At 47.9% G+C, this 19,752-nt stretch carries 18 protein-coding genes; 9 read left to right on the top strand and 9 right to left on the bottom strand.

Going from position 1 to position 19,752, the window contains the following annotated elements; translation table 11 throughout:
• Window positions 1-14: 14 nt before the first annotated feature.
• The 8 genes from ACO08K_RS14990 to ACO08K_RS14955 form a co-directional block, all read right to left on the bottom strand.
• A complete protein-coding gene (locus ACO08K_RS14990; RefSeq protein WP_421797218.1) occupies window positions 15-1,769 on the bottom strand; it encodes a BatD family protein in 1,755 nt (584 codons plus the stop codon).
• A gap of 5 nt (window positions 1,770-1,774) precedes the next feature.
• Entirely contained in the window at window positions 1,775-2,326 is a 552-nt protein-coding gene (locus tag ACO08K_RS14985) for a BatD family protein (protein ID WP_421797217.1), read from the bottom strand.
• Between the two features lie 97 nt (window positions 2,327-2,423).
• The gene (locus tag ACO08K_RS14980) at window positions 2,424-3,143 is read right to left on the bottom strand and encodes a tetratricopeptide repeat protein (protein ID WP_421797216.1); all 720 of its coding nucleotides are present in this window, start codon (window positions 3,141-3,143) and stop codon (window positions 2,424-2,426) included.
• On the bottom strand, window positions 3,140-4,192 hold the full coding sequence (locus ACO08K_RS14975) for a VWA domain-containing protein (protein WP_421797215.1): 1,053 nt from the start codon (window positions 4,190-4,192) through the stop codon (window positions 3,140-3,142). Before ACO08K_RS14975 ends, ACO08K_RS14980 begins: the two co-directional genes overlap by 4 nt.
• 91 nt (window positions 4,193-4,283) lie before the next feature.
• The gene (locus tag ACO08K_RS14970; RefSeq protein WP_421797214.1) at window positions 4,284-5,270 is read right to left on the bottom strand and encodes a vWA domain-containing protein; all 987 of its coding nucleotides are present in this window, start codon (window positions 5,268-5,270) and stop codon (window positions 4,284-4,286) included.
• 53 nt (window positions 5,271-5,323) lie between these two features.
• Window positions 5,324-6,280: a hypothetical protein gene (locus ACO08K_RS14965; protein WP_421797213.1), complete on the bottom strand. Its 957-nt coding sequence runs from the start codon at window positions 6,278-6,280 to the stop codon at window positions 5,324-5,326.
• The gene (locus ACO08K_RS14960) at window positions 6,277-7,149 is read right to left on the bottom strand and encodes a DUF58 domain-containing protein (protein WP_421797212.1); all 873 of its coding nucleotides are present in this window, start codon (window positions 7,147-7,149) and stop codon (window positions 6,277-6,279) included. Before ACO08K_RS14960 ends, ACO08K_RS14965 begins: the two co-directional genes overlap by 4 nt.
• An 86-nt stretch (window positions 7,150-7,235) precedes the next feature.
• A complete protein-coding gene (locus ACO08K_RS14955; RefSeq protein WP_421797211.1) occupies window positions 7,236-8,234 on the bottom strand; it encodes an AAA family ATPase in 999 nt (332 codons plus the stop codon).
• A 294-nt stretch (window positions 8,235-8,528) separates the two neighbouring features.
• On the opposite strand from ACO08K_RS14955, the gene ACO08K_RS14950 reads away from it, so the two are divergent.
• The 4 genes from ACO08K_RS14950 (at window position 8,529) to ACO08K_RS14935 (ending at window position 12,962) form a co-directional block, all read left to right on the top strand.
• Window positions 8,529-9,887, top strand: coding sequence for a carboxypeptidase-like regulatory domain-containing protein (locus ACO08K_RS14950; protein WP_421797210.1), 1,359 nt, complete (start codon window positions 8,529-8,531; stop codon window positions 9,885-9,887).
• Between the two features lie 33 nt (window positions 9,888-9,920).
• Window positions 9,921-11,306 carry a carboxypeptidase-like regulatory domain-containing protein gene (locus ACO08K_RS14945; protein WP_421797209.1) on the top strand — a complete coding sequence of 462 codons (1,386 nt, stop codon included), beginning with the start codon at window positions 9,921-9,923 and terminating at the stop codon, window positions 11,304-11,306.
• 2 nt (window positions 11,307-11,308) lie between these two features.
• Complete coding sequence (locus ACO08K_RS14940) at window positions 11,309-11,920, top strand: hypothetical protein (RefSeq protein WP_421797208.1); 612 nt, start codon at window positions 11,309-11,311, stop codon at window positions 11,918-11,920.
• Window positions 11,921-12,026: 106 nt separating this feature from the next.
• Window positions 12,027-12,962: a hypothetical protein gene (locus ACO08K_RS14935; protein WP_421797207.1), complete on the top strand. Its 936-nt coding sequence runs from the start codon at window positions 12,027-12,029 to the stop codon at window positions 12,960-12,962.
• A 2-nt stretch (window positions 12,963-12,964) separates the two neighbouring features.
• On the opposite strand, the gene ACO08K_RS14930 is transcribed toward ACO08K_RS14935, so the two are convergent.
• Window positions 12,965-14,674: a GMC oxidoreductase gene (locus ACO08K_RS14930; protein WP_421797206.1), complete on the bottom strand. Its 1,710-nt coding sequence runs from the start codon at window positions 14,672-14,674 to the stop codon at window positions 12,965-12,967.
• 308 nt (window positions 14,675-14,982) lie between these two features.
• On the opposite strand from ACO08K_RS14930, the gene atpB reads away from it, so the two are divergent.
• From atpB to atpA, 5 genes are all read left to right on the top strand, one after another.
• Window positions 14,983-16,224 carry a F0F1 ATP synthase subunit A gene (gene atpB / locus ACO08K_RS14925; RefSeq protein ID WP_421797205.1) on the top strand — a complete coding sequence of 414 codons (1,242 nt, stop codon included), beginning with the start codon at window positions 14,983-14,985 and terminating at the stop codon, window positions 16,222-16,224.
• A 94-nt stretch (window positions 16,225-16,318) separates the two neighbouring features.
• Window positions 16,319-16,513, top strand: a complete 195-nt coding sequence (atpE, locus tag ACO08K_RS14920) for an ATP synthase F0 subunit C (protein WP_013765656.1) — start codon at window positions 16,319-16,321, stop codon at window positions 16,511-16,513.
• A gap of 309 nt (window positions 16,514-16,822) precedes the next feature.
• Window positions 16,823-17,344: a F0F1 ATP synthase subunit B gene (locus tag ACO08K_RS14915; protein ID WP_421797204.1), complete on the top strand. Its 522-nt coding sequence runs from the start codon at window positions 16,823-16,825 to the stop codon at window positions 17,342-17,344.
• Between the two features lie 102 nt (window positions 17,345-17,446).
• Entirely contained in the window at window positions 17,447-18,016 is a 570-nt protein-coding gene (gene atpH / locus ACO08K_RS14910) for an ATP synthase F1 subunit delta (protein ID WP_421797203.1), read from the top strand.
• 130 nt (window positions 18,017-18,146) lie between these two features.
• Complete coding sequence (atpA, locus tag ACO08K_RS14905; protein WP_421797202.1) at window positions 18,147-19,748, top strand: F0F1 ATP synthase subunit alpha; 1,602 nt, start codon at window positions 18,147-18,149, stop codon at window positions 19,746-19,748.
• Window positions 19,749-19,752 lie beyond the last annotated feature (4 nt).

The following is a 19,752-nucleotide window of genomic DNA, read 5'->3' as shown; positions in this document are numbered from 1 at the left end:
AACTCAAATAAGCCCTAATTATTGTCTTCTACAGTGGTCAAAATTTCCAGCGCATTGGCATAGGTTTCCTGCATTGCAGTGGCATTTGCTTGTCCGGCAAAGAGGGCCATTTCACAGTTTTGCAGGAGTTTTTGCAAGCGTTCCACCAGTTCAGGTTGTACGTTCAGTTGTGCCAATGCTGCGGTAATTTTTTCTTTGGACCAGTCTGCTTTAGGAATTTTCAGCTTATCGCCCAAATACCCCAGGATGGCTTTTGAAACTGCATCGTAAAAATCGCGGCTTTGATTGGCCTTGAGGTGTTGTTCGGCTTGATTGAGGTGGCCCAGGGCAATTTTGCGGGCGTTTTTTTGCAAACGTACTTCATCGCGGCGCTCTTTGCCGAGCAATCGCAAGTATTGGTACAAACTACCGCCACCCCAAACGAGGAAGGGGGCCAGTGCCAGTATCCAAAAAAGCGGCTTGTCAAATAATGGTTCGTGGCCTTTGCTCAAACTGGTCATTGCCTTGAGTGGCTGTAGATCGCCGCCTTCCTCCAGCCCCGAACTATTGTTTTTGGCTCCATTACCTGTACCTTTCCGTACGGTAATCGAGTAGGAGTAGTCCTTGAGCGTTTCGTACTGTCGGGATTCGGCGTTGAAAAAAGAAAACTCTGGTTGGATGGTGAATTTCCCAGCCTTTTTGGGCATGATCAGGTATTCGATGGTTTTGCGCGATACCCGCAGGCCCACGGTTTCGCTCGCTTCTTCACTGATCGTTTTAGGGTTGTACACGTCAAAAGCCTCACCTAGGTTGAGTTGTGGGGCACGGACCCGTTTCATATCGCCATCACCCGTGAGGGTCAGGCGCAGGGTCAGGGCATCGTCGGTCGTCACTTCGGTGCGGTTGATGACGCTGCTCATGTTGAAGATGCCAACGCCCCCGCTGAAGCTGCTCGGGGCACCAGGAGGAAGTGGCTTGACCAGTAATGAAACCGCCTCAGTGCGCAAGGGTACCCGTCGGATTTCGGCACCAAAAGTGAGCCCGGTCAGTGGGTCAGGACTTCCACCTGCTACCACTGCCACCTGCAAGGTAGCGGGCTCTATATTGAGTTTGCCTTCTTTTTGTGGATACAAGGCAATGCTGCGCAAAATGCGGGTATTGTAGCGTACACCGCCCACAATTTCTTCTTCCATGTGGGAATCGGGATGCTGAATGTCTTCTACATAAAAACCTACGTAATCAGATTCTTCAACAAAATTGAAATTTTCCAGATCCACCCGGGTATACACCTTGTAATCTAGCCGGACCTGCTGACCCAAATAGGCTTCACGAGCGTTCAGAATGGCTTTAACGAACAGTTCCTCACCTTTTTGGGCCTTGCTGGTTTTTCCTACATTTTCGTTTTTTACTACATCTATGGTTACGCTGTTGCTGCGCAGGACTTTTCCATTGACCTCCATGCTGGCAGGGCCGAAAGTAAAAGTGCCTACTTTTTTAGCCTGCAAGGCATAAGAAAAAGACATTTCACTGGACATGCGCCCATTGACGATGGTGGTACTGGCACTGCGGGAAGGGCCTGAAACAAGGGTGAAAGCGGTACCAAAAGATGGGGCTTTAAAATTGGTGCCTTCGGCATTGCTCAGTGCAAAGGTGACTTCAAAAAAACTACCTTCGAGTACCTGTTTCGCATCGGCAAAGGCCCGAAATTCTGGTTTATCGCGTTGAGCCCAGCTTAAAGTAGTACAAAGCAGGAAACCGAATAAAAGGCTAATCGTTCTAAGTAGGCTCATGGATCTTACAACTTGTAGGTTTTGCGCTTTTTCTTGGGGTCTTCAGTCGGTTGAGGGACGGGGTTGCCCCAATAATCGCGAAGACCGGGGAGGTCGCGAAGGGAGGGGAAATTGCGGTCAAGGCCAAAAAAGTCCTCTCTTGCTTCTTTTTCGCGAGGATTGATTTTGATGCCTTCAGGATTGGGCCATACCTGAACTTCAAGCGGCTTGGTTTCCAAGGCCTTGCCATTGACCTCAATACTGGCTGGTGGAATATAAAACGATCCTGTTTCTTTGGGTTGGATGTAAAAACTATACTCGGTGGTATGACTGACTTGCCCATTGGTCATCGACATGCTGGAAAAAGTATTCGGCCCGCTGACCAATACAAAATGGGGCTCAAAATCTGGCGCAGTGAACTTGCGCCCCTCCCCATTTTCGAGTTTAAAACTCACTTTGATTTCATTGCCCAACAGGATCGAGTCGCTGCTCACCTTGACGCTGAATTTAGCATCTTTCTGGGCCATCATTGCAGTGCTGAAAAGCAGTGCGAGCGTGTAGAAGATCAGATTGCGCATATGAGTGTGTTTTTATAGCTTTCAGCAATGAGCAATCAGCTGTCAGCTAGTAGCGTTCAGCAAGCTGATTGCTGACGGCTCACAGCTGATAGCTGTTTTACCAATCCTTTCCTGACTTCGGCCTTCCCTGAGCCCTCTTCATTTTTCCCTGCACTTTACGTTCTTCCTCATCCATGATTTTCAGCAGGTTTTGGGCTTCTTTTTGACTGAGGTTGGGCGGTGGGGCCTGCTCCTGGCGTTCCTGAGGCTGGCCCTGGCTTTGTTGTTGATTTTGGTTCTGTTTGGGGTCCTGATTGGGCTTTTGGCCTTGATTGGATTGGGGTTGTTGTTGGTTTTGATTCTGGTTTTTATCGTCGTTAGAAGAAGAACGTTGTTTTTGTTGTTCTTCTTGCTTTTTGCGTTGTTGCGCCAAGGCCAGGTTGAACTTGGTTTCTTTGTCGTTGGGGTTCAGACGCAGGGCTTGTTTGAAGGCGTTGATGCTTTTGTCCAGCTCATTCAGCTGGAAATAAGTGTTGCCCAGGTTGTGGTAGGCTGCAGCTTTGTCTTCAGGATTTGTCGCTTTTTTTGCCGCGTTTTCATAGCGGGTGAGGGCTTCCTGGTAGCGTTTTTGCTGATAAATGGAATTCCCGAGGTTGTACTGGCCCTGGGGGCTATTTTTGCGTTCCAGGGCTTTGCGGTAATTGCTTTCCGAGTCGGCATAGCGCTGCTCCTGGTATTCCTGATCTCCTTTGCGCAACCATTGGTGAGCCGTTTGAGCCAGCAAGCCATTCGCCAATCCCAAAAATAAGCTGCACAACAACAAGCCGGTGGTTTTCATGAATCTGCTTTTAACTTTCCTTTTAACAAGCTCTTGGTCAAAGTAGTTTTTGACCGTCGCCGGTAATGCACCAAAAACTCGCCCAACAAAAAGCCGATGCCCAGCAATAAAAACAGCTGAAAATGGCTGCGGTATTCCGAAACGACGCGTTGTTCGTACTCGCGCTTTTCTACTTTTTGCAATTTGTCCATCAAGGCATCGATCAATGCATCGCTTTGGGTATTCAAGCGGAAAAAACTGCCTCCACCCAGGCTGGCCAATTTGCGCAGTACCCCGGCATTGATTTTGGACAATACGGGTTTGCCGCTGATATCGCGTTTGTAATCAGCCATGCCATTTTCATCCACAAAAGGTACAAAACCTCCCGCTTCGCTACCAATGCCGATGGTGAAAATTTTCATGCCCGCCCGGGCTGCTTGCCGGGCCTGGCTTTCGGCCCGGGCTTCGTGGTCTTCTCCATCGGTAATAACCAGTACGACGCGGTTGCCGTTGCTTTTGTTGGTGCTTTGTTGTGCAATTGCCAAGGCCTCGCCGATTGAAGTACCCTGGCTACTGATCATATCAGGATTGGCGCTTTGCAAGAGCAGGCTTACCGCTTCATAATCGGTGGTAAGCGGAACCTGCATATAGGCTTCTCCAGCAAAAAGGATGACCCCCAGGCGATTGCCACTGAGTTTTTCAATCAGTTGTTGGCACAAACGTTGAGCCTGGATCAGCCGGCTGGGAGCAATGTCCTGACACATCATGCTCTGGGAGATGTCCAAGGCAAAAATGATGTCGATGCTTTGTCGGCGTACCGCCTGGGTTTTGGTGCCCCATTGTGGATTGGCCAGGGCAATGATGATGAAAAACAGCCCAATGAGAAAGAGGATGTTTTTGTTGCGCAGGCGTACGGGCGAACGTTCGGGCATCAGGCGTTGAACCAGCTCAGGATTCCCCAGGCGGCTCAGGGCTTTTTTGCGCGCATACGAGGCCCCCAGCATCAGCAAGACCAAAAGCGGCAGGATGGCTAAGGCGTACAAATAAATGGGATGCTCGAAGCGAAACATAAGTTAAAAGTTGAGGAGTTGAGGAGTTGAGGAGTTGAGAAAGTCGCTGCGGTAGCCTCAACTTCTCAACTCCTCAACCTCCTCAACTATCTTATGGCAAACTCCTCAACCAAGTCTGGCGCAATACAAACTCGGCGAGCAGAAAAAGCAATCCAATAAATACCCAACGGTGAAATTCCTCGCTGTATTTTTTGATGCGGGTAACCTGGATTTCGGTTTTTTCCAATTGGTCGATGGTTTTGTAAATTTCGCGCAAATCCTGGTTGTTTTTAGCGCGAAAATACTTTCCACCCGTCATTTTGGCGATTTCGCGCAGCAACTCTTCGTCAATTTCTACCTGGGCGTAATCCAAAAAGAAACTGCCATCGCTAAGCCGGCTGACTGGCGTGAGTGCTTCGCCAATGGTACCCACGCCGATGGAATACACTTTGATGCCCAGTTCTTTGGCTAGTTCACCCGCAGTAAGGGGTTTGAAGTACCCCACATTGTTGACCCCATCGGTGAGCAGGATGATGACTTTACTTTTGGCTTTGCTGCTTTTAAGTCGGTTCACTGCTCCGGCCAAACCCATCCCGATAGCGGTGCCATCCTCCAGGTTGCCACATTCCAATTGTTCCAAAAAACCTTCCACAATTTTGTGGTCGGTGGTGAGGGGGCATTGGGTAAACGCTTCGCCAGCAAAAACGACCAGGCCAATGCGGTCGTGGGGGCGACCCTTGACAAATTCGATCGCCATTTTTTTACTAACCGCCAGGCGATTGGGCTCAAAATCCTGGGCCAGCATACTACTCGATAAATCCATCGAAAGCATGATATCGATGCCTTCGGCTTTGATTTTTTCTTCTTTCAATACCAACTGCGGACGAGCCAGGGCAATTACCAAAGCAATAAAACCGAGGGCGCGAAAAATGGGCAACCAGCGCCGCAGCTTAGCCTTGATGGTTTCTACACCCGCCACTCCTTGCAAGCTGGGCAGGGTCACTGCAGCATGCCGTTGCTTGTGTTGTTGCCAATACCACCTGGCCAGCAGGGGCAGCAACAGCAGCAGGAGAAAAAAATACGGGTGTAAAAATTTCATCTTGAAAAAGTCGTAATGATTTTAAAATAACTGAAAACAACACCTACCAAACTTTACGGTAGGTCATCCATTTGCTCTTGCGTTTGTTCCACAAAAGTTTTGACGCTGTACAAAGCCTCCACATGAAAGCTCAAGGGTGGTTGTGCTTTGGCAAATTTGACCAAATCCGCCGTCTGTAACATCTGGCGCAATTGTACCCGCCAATCGTCGGGCACCCCAATGTTGCGGAGGGATGTGAGAATATCATCCGTGGTTGACTCCAGGGCATGGATGCCATAACGGCCTTCCAGATACTCCCGCAGGATATAGGTCAGTTGGGTTTGGAAGGCGTTTACCTCTCCGCTATCCAACAGGTCGGATTGCTCCAGTTCCAACAACTTTTGCAAAGCCGTTTCGTGGGCAGGGGGTGGCGGTGGTGGTGGCAGTACCACGGCAGGTTGCTGCTTCCGTTTGCGGCGCAACAAATAATAAATGCTAAAACCCAGCAGGGCCAGCAAAACCAGGACGATCAAAGCCGGGAAAATAAAATCCGAAACCCGAATTTCTTCGCGGTTGATGTCTTTGATGGCGCGCAGGGTGTCCCGTTCGGCATTCACCGGGATGGAACCTACTTTCAGAGGTAAGGCAGCGCTGGCGCTGGCACTTTTGGTCAGACCACCCTCTTCAAAATCGATGGTAATTGGAGGAATTTCGTAGCTCCCGGCTTCAAAACTGGTGAGTACAAACTGTTGCTCGAGGATTTGCTGCGGTTCCTGGGCGACGGTGAGCAAGGAGCCTTGTTCGACCAATTCTACCTTGGGCACCTGTTTTAGCGCCTCCTTGATTTTGACTGATTTAAAAGTTGGACCACTGGGCAAACTGATGCGCACCGTCAAACGAACCTGGTCACCAATGAGGATTTCCTGGGTTTTGAGCTGCGCGGTTACGCTGACTTGTGCTCCCAGGCCAGTCAGGGCAAAAAAACAGAGCAGGCAGCTCGCCAAAACCAAACGAATTCCGGGTGTCCTCATACGCCTGAACGTTTTTTGAAAAATTGATGCAGTGCAGTGGTATAGGACTCGGTAGTGAGAATGTCCAGGTTGTCAGCGCCACATTTTAAAAAGGCACTGCGGTAGTATTGGTAATTGCGCTCGTACCAGTCAGCGTAAGTGGCCCGTACTTTGGCTGAAGAGGTATCCACCCAATTGAGGGCACCCGATTCAGCGTCGAGGGCGTGTACCAGGCCGATGTTGGGCAATTGTGCTTCAGCGGGATCGGCAATGCGTACGCCCACCAGGTCATGCTTACGCGAGGCGACGCGCAATGGCTCTTCGTATCCTTGCCCCAGAAAATCGCTGACCAAAAAGCAGATGCTGCGTTTTTTGATGATGCGCTGGAAGTATTCCAGGGCTTTGTCGATGCGGGTACCCACACCTTTGGGCTGAAAATCGAGCAACTCGCGGATGATGCGCAGGATGTGCTGTTTGCCCTTTTGAGCGGGGATGAACAATTCGATTTGATCGGTGAAAAGGATCAATCCTACTTTGTCATTGTTCGTGATGGCTGAAAAAGCCACAAGGGCACTGATTTCGGTGATGATTTCGGATTTGAATTGCTCCACGGTGCCAAAAAGCGCCGAACGACTGATGTCGACCAGCAGGATCACGGTCAGTTCGCGTTCTTCCTCAAAAATTTTGATGTGTGGCTCTCCCGTACGGGCTGTTACGTTCCAGTCGATGTTGCGCACATCGTCGCCGTACTGGTAGTTGCGTACCTCACTGAACGACATGCCCCGCCCCTTGAAGGCACTGTGGTATTCACCCGAAAAGAGGTGTTTACTCAGGCCCTTCATTTTGATCTCGATCTTGCGGACTTTTTTGAGCAATTCGCTGGTCTCCATAGGGAAAGTTGAGGAGTTGAGGAGTTGAGGAGTTGAGTAAGTCGCTGCGGTAGCCTAAACTTCTCAACTCCTCAACTCCTCAACTTTTACGGTACTTCTACGGTATTCAAAATCCGATTGACGATGTCTTCCTGCGTGGTATTCTCTGCTTCAGCTTCGTAGGTCAGGCCCATGCGGTGGCGCAGTACATCCATACAAATGTTGCGCACATCTTCGGGAATGACGTAGCCCCGGCGTTTGAGGAAAGCGTAGGCTTTGGCAGCCAGGGCCAGGTTGATGCTTGCCCGGGGTGATGCGCCGTAGCTGATGAGGGGTTGCAAATTTTTCAAGCCATAATCAGCTGGGTTGCGGGTAGCAAACACGATATCGAGGATGTAGCGCTCAATTTTTTCGTCCATGTACACCTTGCGTACCGAGTTGCGGGCGCGCAGGATGTCGTCGGGATGCACTACGGGTTTGATTTCCTGACCAAAACTCTCGTCGTTGAGGTTGCGGCGCATGATCTCTCGCTCTTCTTCTTTGCTGGGATAGCCAATTTTGACTTTGAGCATGAAGCGGTCGACTTGTGCTTCGGGCAAGGGGTAGGTTCCTTCCTGCTCAATGGGGTTTTGGGTAGCCAAGACGAGGAAAGGCTCCTGCAACTTGAAGGTATCCGTGCCGATGGTGACCTGGCGCTCTTGCATGGCTTCCAGCAAGGCACTTTGTACCTTGGCCGGGGCGCGGTTGATCTCGTCGGCCAGGATGAAGTTGGCAAAAATGGGCCCTTTGCGCACGGTGAATTCGTTTTGCGCCGGGTTGTAGATCATGGTACCGATGATGTCGGCAGGCAAGAGGTCAGGCGTAAACTGGATGCGACTGAAATTGGCGTCAATGGCCTGAGAGAGGGTTTTGATGGCCAGCGTTTTGGCCAGGCCGGGCAGACCCTCCAACAACACATGTCCCCTGCTGAGCAGACCCAACATGAGGCGTTCAATCATTTTTTCTTGCCCAACGATCACTTTGGCCGTTTCGGCGTGTAGTTTTTCTACAAAGGCGCTGTCGATGTAGATTTGTTGGTTTAGTGCTTCTATGTCCACGTGGTGCATCAGCCGGATGAATTAATTTGGAGTGCAAATTTGGAGAAAAAACTTGATAAACGGATGCAAGTGAGCTGGGAAAAGTTGGGACGGCCATGTATAAAGACCAAAAAGTACAACTTTTTACAAAAATCAAAAGGAATCCAGATAATGGATTAAAGTTAAGCAAAAATAAAATTGAAAATTATAGTAAATACATTACGAAAATTCGACAAAATAATGTTGTATAAAATAAATATTTGAAATACCTTTGTTAATATAAAGAGATAAGAGAGAAAAGCTTGAGCCATCAATAGTTAGCATATGAAACACAAGCTGTTTTTAGGCGTCTTCATTTTGCAAGGCATTTTTTCGCTGGCCATGGCTCAGCAGCATTATCAACTGAATGGAATAGTGCTTACTGTCAAGGGGTCTATACCCGTTGCATATGCGCATGTGGGCATTCCCGCTCGAGGCATGGGGGTAGTCAGCAACGAAGTGGGGGCTTTTACCCTGAATTATCCCGCTGCCTATGCCAAAGACAGCCTCAAGGTGAGTTGCCTGGGTTTTAAAACCTACACCGTAGCGCTAGCCAAACTGCGACTGGAAGATACGTTAATCATTCGCCTCAAACCCGAAGTGTTGGAACTGGCTGAAGCGATGGTCAAACCCCATTCCGACTCTGGGCGGATGATTGTGCGCGAAGCGCTCAAACGCCTGAAGAAAAATTACCCCACCAAAATGCACCAGCTCAATGCTTTTTACCGGGAAAAGGTGCAAAGCCAAGATAACCACAGCTACACCCGCCTGATGGAGGGCATGGTGGACATCCAGGACGGGGGCATTGACTCAGACCCTAAAAGTATCCGTATCCGCGTCAACGAATACCGCAAAAGCAATAATCTGGCCAAGCAAACCTTGGGGCAACGCGCTTGGGGCATGATGTTTAACAGAGACAATTTTTTGTATGATATTTTAACACGCGATCCAGTCAGAATACAGTATCACAATGAGCGACGCGCTGAAAAATTTGGTAGCACAAAGTTTTATGTCAACTCTCGACGCTATTGGTTAGGAGAGATTCTTAAAAACCCTAAATCCTCTGTTCGCCTATTAAATAGTACTACCTATGATGGGGAGCAGGTTTACCATATAAAATTCAGGTTTCCATCGCAGTACGGAGACTTGTACATCAATAGTCGGGATTATGGTATACTCCACATTGATTACTATACAACCATAGGTCTTCGCGAAGATGGCGGGGCGATTGATGAAAAGCTGTACCAAACTGTTGTCCAAAAGATAACAGTTGATGGTAAACACATTGACAAAATCAGAGTAGATTATCAAAAAAATGCTGGAAAATATTATTTGTCCTACATCGAATGGATGACCATGGGCGATTTCCGCAAAAGCAAAGTCCATGAAGGCAAAACTACGGGGAGTTACAATTTTTGCAGTTTGATGGTCAATGAAGTTCAAACGGACAAAAAGGAAATGGAAAAAGTAAAACCCCGCCAAACGCTCAATAGAAAAGGAGATACCGATGACATCCGCAAAGAATACAACGAACGCTTTTGGAGAAATTACAATGTGCTGCTGGCTACACCTCTGGAAAACAAGGTAATTCGAGATTTGACTTTTGAAGAATCATTGGAACAACAATTCAAAAAAAATCAGTGAGCTAGAATTAAGCTATCCAAAACACCTATAAACATGCGCAACACAATACTTTTTTTGGCTTGCATACTTTTATGCGGCATATCAGTCATGAATGCCCAATACCATCAACTCACAGGGGTGGTGACCACTGCAAAGGATCATCGCCCCATTGCTTATGCGCATGTGGGGATTCCCGCCCGAGGTATGGGCGTAGTCAGCAACGAAGTAGGGGCTTTTACCCTTAATTATCCTGCTGCCTATGCCAAAGACAGCCTCAAGGTGAGTTGCCTGGGTTTTAAAACCTACACCATTGCCCTGTCAAAAGTGCAGCAGGAAGATACCCTGCGCATTTACCTGAAACCTGAAGTGCTGGAACTGGCCGAAGCGATGGTCAAACCCCATTCCGACTCAGGACGTGCCATTTTACGGGAGGCCCTCAAACGTTTGAAGAAAAACTACCCCAGCAAAATGCACCAGCTCAATGCCTTTTACCGGGAAAAAGCACAAAGCCGGGATGATTACGGCTATACCCGCCTCATGGAGGGTATGGTGGACATTCAGGATTGGGGGATTGATGCCAACCCTGATCGCATGCGCATCCGGCTCAATGAATACCGCAAAAGCAACGACCTGGCAAAGCAGAGCTTGGGGCAGCGTGCCTTGGGCCTCATGTTTGGCAAAAAAAATAACCTTTATCTCATTTTGACACAAGATCCCGTGAGGATACATAAACACAATGAGCGGACTGTCAATGAGGATGGTTATGTCCATAATTCCCGCCGCTATTGGCTGGGCGAAATACTCAAAAGTCCCAGGTCTTCTGTTCGTTTGGTAGATATGACTTCTTATGATGGCGAATGGGTTTACCACATCAAATTCCGTTTTCCAGGTCATTATGGTGCGCTTTACATCAACAGCGAAGATTATGGTATTCATCACATCGATTTCTATGATGCTGTTGACTACCAGGAAATTTTATCCTATCAGAAAATTGACACCAGTAGGGTTTCTGAACTGAGAAAAGCTTCTCTTAAGGATATGAAGGAGCTTATAGAAGATATTCACCATGAAGGAAAATTTGCCAATAAATTGAATGTGACCTATCAAAAAATAGGAGGCAAATATTACCTATCGCACATCGAATGGATGACCATGGGCAGTTTGCGTAAAAGCAAAGTTGAGGAAGGAAAAACCACCTTCAGTTATAATTTTTGCAGTTTGATGGTCAATGAAGTTCAACCCGACAAAAAGGAAATGGAAAAAGTAAAACCCCGCCAAACCCTGAGCCGGCAAGAAGATACGAATGACCTCCGCAAACAATACAACGAGCGCTTTTGGCGAAATTACAACGTACTACTGGCCACACCATTGGAAAACAAGGTAATTCGCGATTTGACTTTTGAAGAATCCTTGGAACAACAATTCAAAAAAAATCAATAGCCATGGAAGCGCTCACGAACCTCAAAAACAGGTATTGGTTGCTCATTTTGCCTGTCTTGCTTTTTTTGACCAGGTACTACTACCATTTTGGGCTTAGAATACCTGCATTGGAACGTGCGGGGCGAGAACATCCAATGACTTTTCAGTCCTTTTTGGTGTTCAATTACCTGCTGGGAGTTATTCTTATGTTCTTGTTTTTATTTTTCAATTTTTTATTGCTCAAAGGGATTTCATACTTGTGGCAAAACCTGGAAAGCAAAAAATTGCTCAAAGCCATTCTGATCAGTTATTGTGTATTTTTTATTCCAGGCATCATTTCCAGTTTGTACTTCACTTTGTTTAATGCGGATTTCCAGTCCGGTGAACTAGGCGCATTCGACCGTGCTTTTTATTTGAAGGCTGAAACCAGCATGGATGACCCGTTTGCTAGCAATACCATGGATTCCATTTTGTTGTCGGTGAGTTTGATGGAGTTTGCCTATTTCGCAGTGATGGTCGTTGCACTCCAGTTTCTTTTTGAGGATTTGTCAATGAAAAAAATTGTACCGATTGTACTGATTTTGGCTTGTGTACATTTTGGGTCAAAAACGATTATTCCCTTGATGATGGCATAACTACAATCCCTTTGTTGACGCGCTAAAAACCCCACATTTAGGGGGATTATTTTAGGGGTTTTATGCATTAATTTTACTTGCTAATCAATGCATAAAACCCAAAAGAATGAGATACGCTGCTCTACTCCTATTTTACCTCTTTGCAGGTTCTATTTTGTTTGCACAGCAAGATGCTTATGCCTATTACACGGTCAAAATTGATAAGGCCAGTCTGAATAATCCTGAGGCTCTAAGCACCATTGAAGGTGACTATCTGACCTACACCCTGGCTATCGATCGATACAAAACGACAGGTGACATAAAAGAAGCGTTACTAGCAGCTTTGCGAAAAAAATGGACAAAAACCTACAGCGGACTAAAAGCCGAAAACCTGCAAGGGCAGATCCAAATCATCGAGCAAAACCGGTATTCTTTTGACCCCCTTAAAAACGAATGGCTGCCCGATTCCTGCTGTGTATTCCGCATGGAGTACAACGACCAGGGCAATATGCAGAAACGGGAAACTTTGACCCTGCTTGGGATTTTGAACGATTACGTCGTGTGCAGTTATCACGACAATGGCTTGCTCAAAGAACAGGTATTCTACAACAAAAACCACCAGGTAACTTATCGGGAAATGTTCAACCTGGATGCGAATGGAAATTATGTCGATGGCCTGATGTACAATGAAGCCGAAGACCTGCATCGAAAGGTTAAAATCGAAGGGCAAAATGCCTATGGGCAATGGACCAAAGTGGTGTTGTACACCGCCAGCGGGGAGCTCTACCGCACCGAAGAATACACCTATGAGGGCCGGCAACTCCTCCGAACCCTATGGACCAACAAAGAGGGAAAAGTCATTCGGGATGACCAGAGCACCTACAACGATAAAGGGGAACTGGAATACACCAAAATGTTCAACGCTCAGTTCCCTGTTGCCAATGGCGAAACCTTCAGAAGGACAGATGAGTACGATGAACACGGCAACTGGACGCAGGCCTTTATACTGAATGCCAGTGGTAAGCCTACCCGGCTGATCAAGCGGAAATATACTTATCGATAAACTTATAAATTTCGTTTTTTCAGTTCTTCCACGGCATGGTTGACCGCCCTCGCCGTCAACGCCATATACGTCAACGACGGATTCTGCGTCGACGTCGAAGTCATACAAGCCCCATCCGTAACCAACACATTTTTGCAAGCATGCAACTGATTGTAGGCGTTCAACATGGAAGTCTTCGGGTCTTTACCCATGCGCGCCCCGCCCATTTCGTGGTTGGCGTGGCCGGGTACCCGTTGGGTATCAATTTTTTGGATGTTTTTAAAACCCGCAGCGTCGAGCATTTCCCCAAAGGTGTTGTAGAAATCCTTGATCATTTTTAACTCATTGTCGCTGAAGTCTACCGAAAAGCGCATTTGAGGAAGGCCGTATTTGTCTTTCAGCTCCGGGTCGAGCCGGACAAAGTTCGTTTCCCGGGGAATCACCTCGCCTACCATACCGGCATTGATGGTCCAGGGGCCCAGTTTTTTAAGCAGATTGTCCTTCAGTTCCGCACCCAAGCCATCCCGCAGGATATCGCGCGAAGAGCCCATTTGTGCAGCATAGCCGCGCAGGAAGTCCGTTTCTTGTTTGTACAGATTGCGGAAACGCGGAACGTAGGCCCCATTGGGACGATTGCCCTCGGTGGTGCTATCCAAAAAGCCATCGTACTGGGCGGAGATGCGGCCCCGGTAATTGTGAAAACCAATGAATTTGCCCAATACCCCACTGTCGTTGCCCAGGCCATTGGGGAAACGGGAGGAGGTGGAGTTCAGCAGCACCAGATTGCTGTTCATGGCACTCGCGTTCAGGAAAATAATTTTGGCGTAAAACTCCAGCGTTTCGAGGGTTTGGGTATCGATAACCCTTACCCCTACAGCCTTTTGTTTTTTCTCATCATAAATAATGGAGTGCACCAGGGAATGTGGGCGCAGGGTCATCTTGCCCGTTTTGGCCGCCCAGGGCAGGGTGGAGGAGTTGGTGCTGAAATAGCCACCCAGCGGGCAACCGCGTTCGCAGAGGGTGCGGTTGGCACATTTGCCGCGGCCTTGCTGGCGGTGAATCTCATTGACCTGGGTCAAATTGGCACAACGGCCAATAATGACGTGGCGATCGGGGAATTTTTGAGCAACCTGCTGACTAAAATATTTTTCCACACAAGAAAGTTCATGTGGGGGCAAAAACTCTCCATCCGGCAAACTGGGCACCCCATCGCGGTTGCCGCTGATGCCCGCAAATTTTTCCACGTGGCTGTACCAGGGCGCAATGTCTTTGTACCGGATCGGCCAATCCACAGCGTAACCATCGCGCGCTGGGCCTTCAAAGTCAAAGTCGCTCCAGCGCTGGGTTTGGCGGGCCCACAGCAAGGAACGCCCTCCCACCTGATAAGCCCGAATCCAGCCAAAGGGTTTGTCCTGGATGTACTCCTGCTCGCTATCCTTTACCAAAAAATGGGTGGTAGCTTCAGAAAAGATATAGTGGCTACTAGTTCTGGATTTTTGGTACTCCGCAGCAATGGCACTGGGCACGGTACCCAGGTGTTCGAGTTCCCAGGGCATTTTATTGGCGGTAGGGTAATCCACGATGTGTTGAACATCGCGGCCCCGCTCAAGAACCAGTGTTTTGAGTCCTTTTTCGGTCAATTCCTTGGCAGCCCAGCCACCGCTGATGCCAGTGCCGATGACGATGGCATCGAAACTGCGTTTTTTGATGCTATCTAAATTGAGATTTGCCATTGATGCAGGTCGTATTTTAAGGCGACAATTTACACATTAGACGAAGTGAAACCCTCCTGCCCCTGGCAAAAATTTAATTTTGTCAAGCTAAAATCACACCAAATGCCATTCCACGTCATCTGACCACTACCACTTTCTGTATGTGAAAAAGATGGGAAATGGTCTAAGTGTTTGTCCCTCAGTCTTCCTTTATGTTTCTTAATTGTAAAAAAAGATAATTTTCGCTTCTTTAAGCGAGATAGAGATACTACCTTTGCACCGATTTAAGCGAAAGCATAATTCACTCTTAAAGACAAACGAAGGTGAAAGTGAGCAATAAGCCGATCATCAGAATAGCTTTGACGTTGTTTATCAGTATTTTGGGCATGAATCTTGCCTGGGCGAACGAAGAAGAGACCCCGGGTAAGTACGACCCAGTTGGTACCGTGATGAACCACATTTCTGATGCCAATGAATTCCATGTTTGGAAAGGAGTACACATTCCCCTCCCCTGTTTCCTGTATGCTCCGGGCGAGCCTACCAAAAAATGGACCATCCTCTCTTCTGGCAAATTTGAACACGGACATAAAGCCATCGATCGCTACGTGATCAACCATGGCCGGGTAAACCGCATTGCTGATCCTTCCTTCCCGATGGGTGAAGTACACATCGAAGGCGTACACGGCAAAGAAGAAATGCAACTCGTAAAGGGCAAAGAAAAAGAAGTTGAAGTTTTTTATGCTCATTACGAGGGCAAAGAATACAAGCTGGAAAAACCCAGCACCCTGGACGGTGGCATGATGGGCGGTGGCATCACTTCCTTTTATGACTTTTCCATCACCAAGAACGTGTTCACGATGATGTTGGCAGCCTTGCTGCTGATCCTCATTTTTACCTCGGTACGCAATGGCTACCGCAAAAACGAAGGCAAAGCACCAAGTGGCATTCAATCTTTCTTCGAACCCTTCTTTGTGTTCATCCGCGACGAAGTTGCCAAACCAAATATTGGGCTAAAACACTACGAGCGTTTTATGCCTTTCATTTTGACTTTGTTCTTCTTTATCTTGTTTTGTAACCTCTTGGGCTTGATGCCTTTCTTTCCCGGTGGTGCCAACGTAACAGGTAACCTGGCTGTAACATTTGTACTGGCCGTTTTTGCCTTTATCATCACCAATATCAATGGCAATCGCCACTACTGGCAGCACATCTTCTGGATGCCTGGCATTCCAGCTTGGGTCAAAACGATCCTGACGCCAGTAGAAGTACTCGGTTTGGTTATCAAACCTTTCTCCTTGATGATTCGTCTTTTCGCCAACATATCTGCTGGTCACATCATTATCCTGAGTTTGATCGGGTTGATCTTTGTATTCGGTGGCAACGGCACCAACTTTGGTGGTGGTGTTGTAGGCGCAATTGTTGGTGGCGCGTTTACCGCGTTTATGAACCTGATCGAATTGTTGGTGGCATTCCTGCAAGCCTTCGTGTTTTCAATGCTGACAGCGTCTTACATTGGCGCAGCAGTAGAAGATGGCCATCACGATCACCACGATGAGGCGCATCACGCACACTAAAAATAGGTTTCAAGGATCTTGAGTCGATTAATTTTGAACTTAGGAACCCTGAAGTTTTTGAATAGAACTTTTTAACTTTTAAATAAATCTCACAATGGGAGCAATTGGAGCTGGAATTGCAGCGCTTGGCGCTGGTATCGGTGTAGGTTTGATCGGTAGCAAAGCAATGGACGCTATCGCACGTCAGCCTGAAGCAGTTAACGACATCCGTGCAAACATGATCTTGACCGCTGCCTTGGTAGAAGGTGCTGCTCTGTTTGCTATCGTAGTTGGTCTGTTGGCAGGTTAATTCCTACCCGTAGTAAAAGCTACAACAAAAAGAGGAAGACCGGACAACAGCGGTTGGCTTTTGGCCGGTCTTCATACCTTAAGCAGAGGGCAAAAATAAGTATTCATTTTTTTTGAGCCAAAGAATTAGATAAGGCACTTGAAATGAAGCGTTTTCTTATCTAATTCTTTGGCAAAATGAATACTTATTTTTTACTGCCCCGACCCTCATTGTAGCACATGTTCCCGTTGGAACCTGTGCAAACGTGTTTTGGAAAGTCATCATTTTTAATATACTCGCCGATGTACTCGGCGCTACAATGTATAAAACATGACGCAGTTTGTTTTTTTAGGCGGCTTTTCAGTCATGCAACCGGATCCAGGTTTGATTTTCTGGACGACGGTCATTTTCCTTTTGGTATGGGTCGTTTTGGGTCGTACCGCTTTCCGTCCGATTCAAGAGTCCTTGAAAAAGCGCGACTCAGACATCCAAAACGCACTGGATGAAGCCAAACGTGCCCGGGAAGAAATTGGCAAAATGCAATCGCAGAATGAACTTTTGTTGAAAGAAGCGCAGGAACAACGTGCAACGATCATCAAAGAAGCAAAAGAAATTCGTGAAGCGACCATCAAACGCGCCGAGGAAGAAGCTAAGGTGAAGGTGCAAGCCATGATTGCAGAGGCCAAAACCGACGTAGAGCACATGCGCCTTGAACTTAAAACCAGCATCAAAAATGAACTGGGCAATATGGCCCTGGACATTGCTGAAAAGCTGGTCCGCAAGGAACTCAAGAGCAACACCGAAAATATGGAGCTCGCGCAGAAACTGGTGGAAGAGATCAAATTTAACTAACAGAGGTAAGGGCTTTGGGAAACCCTAGGCTACAGCCCACGAATTCATTCGTGGGAGATGTCGAGGACACACCCACACCCACAACCACACTCACACCTCTTTATGTCCGTTAACAGAATTGCATCTCGCTACGCCAAATCACTCATCGATCTGGCTGTAGAGCAAAATAACCTGGAGAAAATTCACGGGGATGTAGAGCATTTGCGTCGGATGATCCGCAGCAGCAAGGATTTTAATGCCTTCCTGCGTAGCCCAGTCATCCAGTATTCGCGCAAGAAGAAGGCTTTGGAGGCACTGCTCAAAGATAGATTTGAAGACTTGACCTTCAAGTTCGTTGACTTGCTGGCGTCCAAAAAACGGGAGGCTTATTTGCCGGAAATTGTGGAAGAGTTCATCATCCAATACCGGACCCTGAATAAGATTTCTCAAGCCGTGATCATCACTGCTGGCGAAATCACTCCTGCACTGGAAGCCCAAATCAAGGCAAAATTACAAGATGCTACAATAGGTTACGCCAATGTAGAGGTGGTAACCAAAGTTGACCCAAGCCTGATTGGCGGTTTCATCATCGAGTTCGAAGGCCACGTTTACGACGTAAGTGTGAAGTACGAACTGGATCAAATGCGCAAAGAGTTCAAAGGCAACTTGTTTGAATCTGCAATTGGAAGATAAATTTTTAGAGATGAAAGATGAGAGATGAAAGATGCCACAAATTTCAAGCAATCTTTCCTCTCTCATCTTTCCTCTCTCATCTTTAAATAACTTCATCTGCTCTCACCGGCAGGTGCAAATTCGATAAACAATGGTTGATGTAAGACCAGAAGAAATTTCTCAGATACTCAAGCAGCAGATCTCTGGATTTGGATCTGCTTCCGAATTGGAGGAGTTTGGTACCGTACTACAGGTAGGCGACGGTATTGCTCGTGTTTATGGTCTGAATAGTGCTCAGGCCGGTGAATTGGTAGAGTTCGAATCAGGCGTACAAGCCATCGTTTTGAACCTGGAAGAAGACAACGTAGGGGTTGTATTGATGGGTGCTGGTGACGGCATCAAAGAAGGCTCCCGCGTAAAACGCACCAGCCGCATTGCTTCGATTGAAGTAGGCGATGGTTACCTCGGCCGGGTAGTAAACCCACTGGGTCAGCCCATCGACGGTCGTGGCCCAATCGCAGGTGTGAAGTACGAAATGCCACTGGAACGCAAAGCTCCTGGGGTAATCTTCCGTCAGCCTGTAACCGAACCACTGCAAACGGGTATCAAGTCTATCGACGCGATGATTCCAATCGGTCGTGGCCAGCGCGAATTGATCATTGGTGACCGCCAAACGGGTAAAACCGCCATCGCGATCGACACCATCATCAACCAACGCGAATTTTACGATCGGGGTGAGCCTGTATACTGTATCTATGTAGCTTCTGGCCAAAAGGCCTCTACCGTAGCCAACGTGGCCAAAACGCTGGAAGATGCGGGTGCCCTGGCTTATACCGTAATCGTATCTGCTTCTGCGTCTGATCCTGCTCCATTGCAGTTCTACGCACCATTTGCGGGTGCCGCAATCGGGGAATTCTTCCGCGATACAGGTCGTCCTGCACTGATCATTTACGATGACCTTTCCAAGCAGGCTGTAGCCTATCGCGAGGTATCGCTGCTGCTGCGTCGTCCTCCAGGTCGCGAAGCTTATCCTGGGGACGTATTTTACCTGCACAGCCGTTTGTTGGAGCGTGCTGCCAAAATCATCGCCAACGATGAGATTGCCCGCAACATGAACGACTTGCCGGACTCTCTGCGCAACGGAAAAGACGCCAACGGCCAACCCATCGTAAAAGGTGGTGGTTCTTTGACGGCCCTGCCGATCATCGAAACCCAAGCTGGTGACGTTTCTGCATACATCCCGACCAACGTAATTTCGATTACGGACGGTCAGATCTTCCTCGAATCCAACTTGTTCAACGCGGGTATCCGCCCAGCCATCAACGTAGGTATCTCCGTGAGCCGGGTAGGGGGTAACGCGCAGATCAAGTCGATGAAGAAAGTATCTGGTACGTTGAAACTCGACCAGGCGCAATACCGCGAATTGGAAGCTTTTGCCAAATTCGGTTCTGACCTCGATCCAGCTACCCTCGCGGTATTGGAAAAAGGAAAGCGCAACGTGGAGATCCTCAAACAACCACAGTACTCTCCAGTATCGGTAGAGAAGCAGGTAGCCATCATTTACCTGGGTACCAATGGTTTGTTGAAGGACGTTGCGGTAAATAAAGTTCGTGAATTCGAAGATTTGTTCCTGACTACCCTGGAAGGACGCTACCCAGCAGTACTGGATGCGTTCAGAGCAGGTAAACTGGAAAACGACGACTTGGCAAAAGTGAAAGAAGTTGCCGCTGAGCTGACCAATCAATTCAAGTAATCTG

This window comes from Haliscomenobacter sp. (genome assembly GCF_965225875.1).
In the GTDB taxonomy this organism is placed as follows: Bacteria; Bacteroidota; Bacteroidia; order Chitinophagales; family Saprospiraceae; genus Haliscomenobacter.
Note: the sequence above shows the minus strand (reverse complement) of the source record. Positions and strands in the feature narration are given on the sequence as shown.

Excerpts from the sequence above, each read along its gene's own strand:
- atpH (WP_421797203.1), top strand. The coding sequence starts at position 17,447 with ATGTCCGTTAACAGAATTGCATCTCGCTACGCCAAATCACTCATCGAT.
- ACO08K_RS14960 (WP_421797212.1), bottom strand. The coding sequence starts at position 7,149 with ATGGAGACCAGCGAATTGCTCAAAAAAGTCCGCAAGATCGAGATCAAA.
- ACO08K_RS14975 (WP_421797215.1), bottom strand. The coding sequence starts at position 4,192 with ATGTTTCGCTTCGAGCATCCCATTTATTTGTACGCCTTAGCCATCCTG.
- ACO08K_RS14935 (WP_421797207.1), top strand. The coding sequence starts at position 12,027 with ATGAGATACGCTGCTCTACTCCTATTTTACCTCTTTGCAGGTTCTATT.
- ACO08K_RS14965 (WP_421797213.1), bottom strand. The coding sequence starts at position 6,280 with ATGAGGACACCCGGAATTCGTTTGGTTTTGGCGAGCTGCCTGCTCTGT.
- ACO08K_RS14955 (WP_421797211.1), bottom strand. The coding sequence starts at position 8,234 with ATGCACCACGTGGACATAGAAGCACTAAACCAACAAATCTACATCGAC.
- ACO08K_RS14940 (WP_421797208.1), top strand. The coding sequence starts at position 11,309 with ATGGAAGCGCTCACGAACCTCAAAAACAGGTATTGGTTGCTCATTTTG.
- ACO08K_RS14970 (WP_421797214.1), bottom strand. The coding sequence starts at position 5,270 with ATGAAATTTTTACACCCGTATTTTTTTCTCCTGCTGCTGTTGCTGCCC.
- ACO08K_RS14915 (WP_421797204.1), top strand. The coding sequence starts at position 16,823 with ATGACGCAGTTTGTTTTTTTAGGCGGCTTTTCAGTCATGCAACCGGAT.
- ACO08K_RS14950 (WP_421797210.1), top strand. The coding sequence starts at position 8,529 with ATGAAACACAAGCTGTTTTTAGGCGTCTTCATTTTGCAAGGCATTTTT.
- atpA (WP_421797202.1), top strand. The coding sequence starts at position 18,147 with ATGGTTGATGTAAGACCAGAAGAAATTTCTCAGATACTCAAGCAGCAG.
- atpE (WP_013765656.1), top strand. The coding sequence starts at position 16,319 with ATGGGAGCAATTGGAGCTGGAATTGCAGCGCTTGGCGCTGGTATCGGT.
- ACO08K_RS14980 (WP_421797216.1), bottom strand. The coding sequence starts at position 3,143 with ATGAAAACCACCGGCTTGTTGTTGTGCAGCTTATTTTTGGGATTGGCG.
- ACO08K_RS14945 (WP_421797209.1), top strand. The coding sequence starts at position 9,921 with ATGCGCAACACAATACTTTTTTTGGCTTGCATACTTTTATGCGGCATA.
- ACO08K_RS14985 (WP_421797217.1), bottom strand. The coding sequence starts at position 2,326 with ATGCGCAATCTGATCTTCTACACGCTCGCACTGCTTTTCAGCACTGCA.
- ACO08K_RS14930 (WP_421797206.1), bottom strand. The coding sequence starts at position 14,674 with ATGGCAAATCTCAATTTAGATAGCATCAAAAAACGCAGTTTCGATGCC.
- ACO08K_RS14990 (WP_421797218.1), bottom strand. The coding sequence starts at position 1,769 with ATGAGCCTACTTAGAACGATTAGCCTTTTATTCGGTTTCCTGCTTTGT.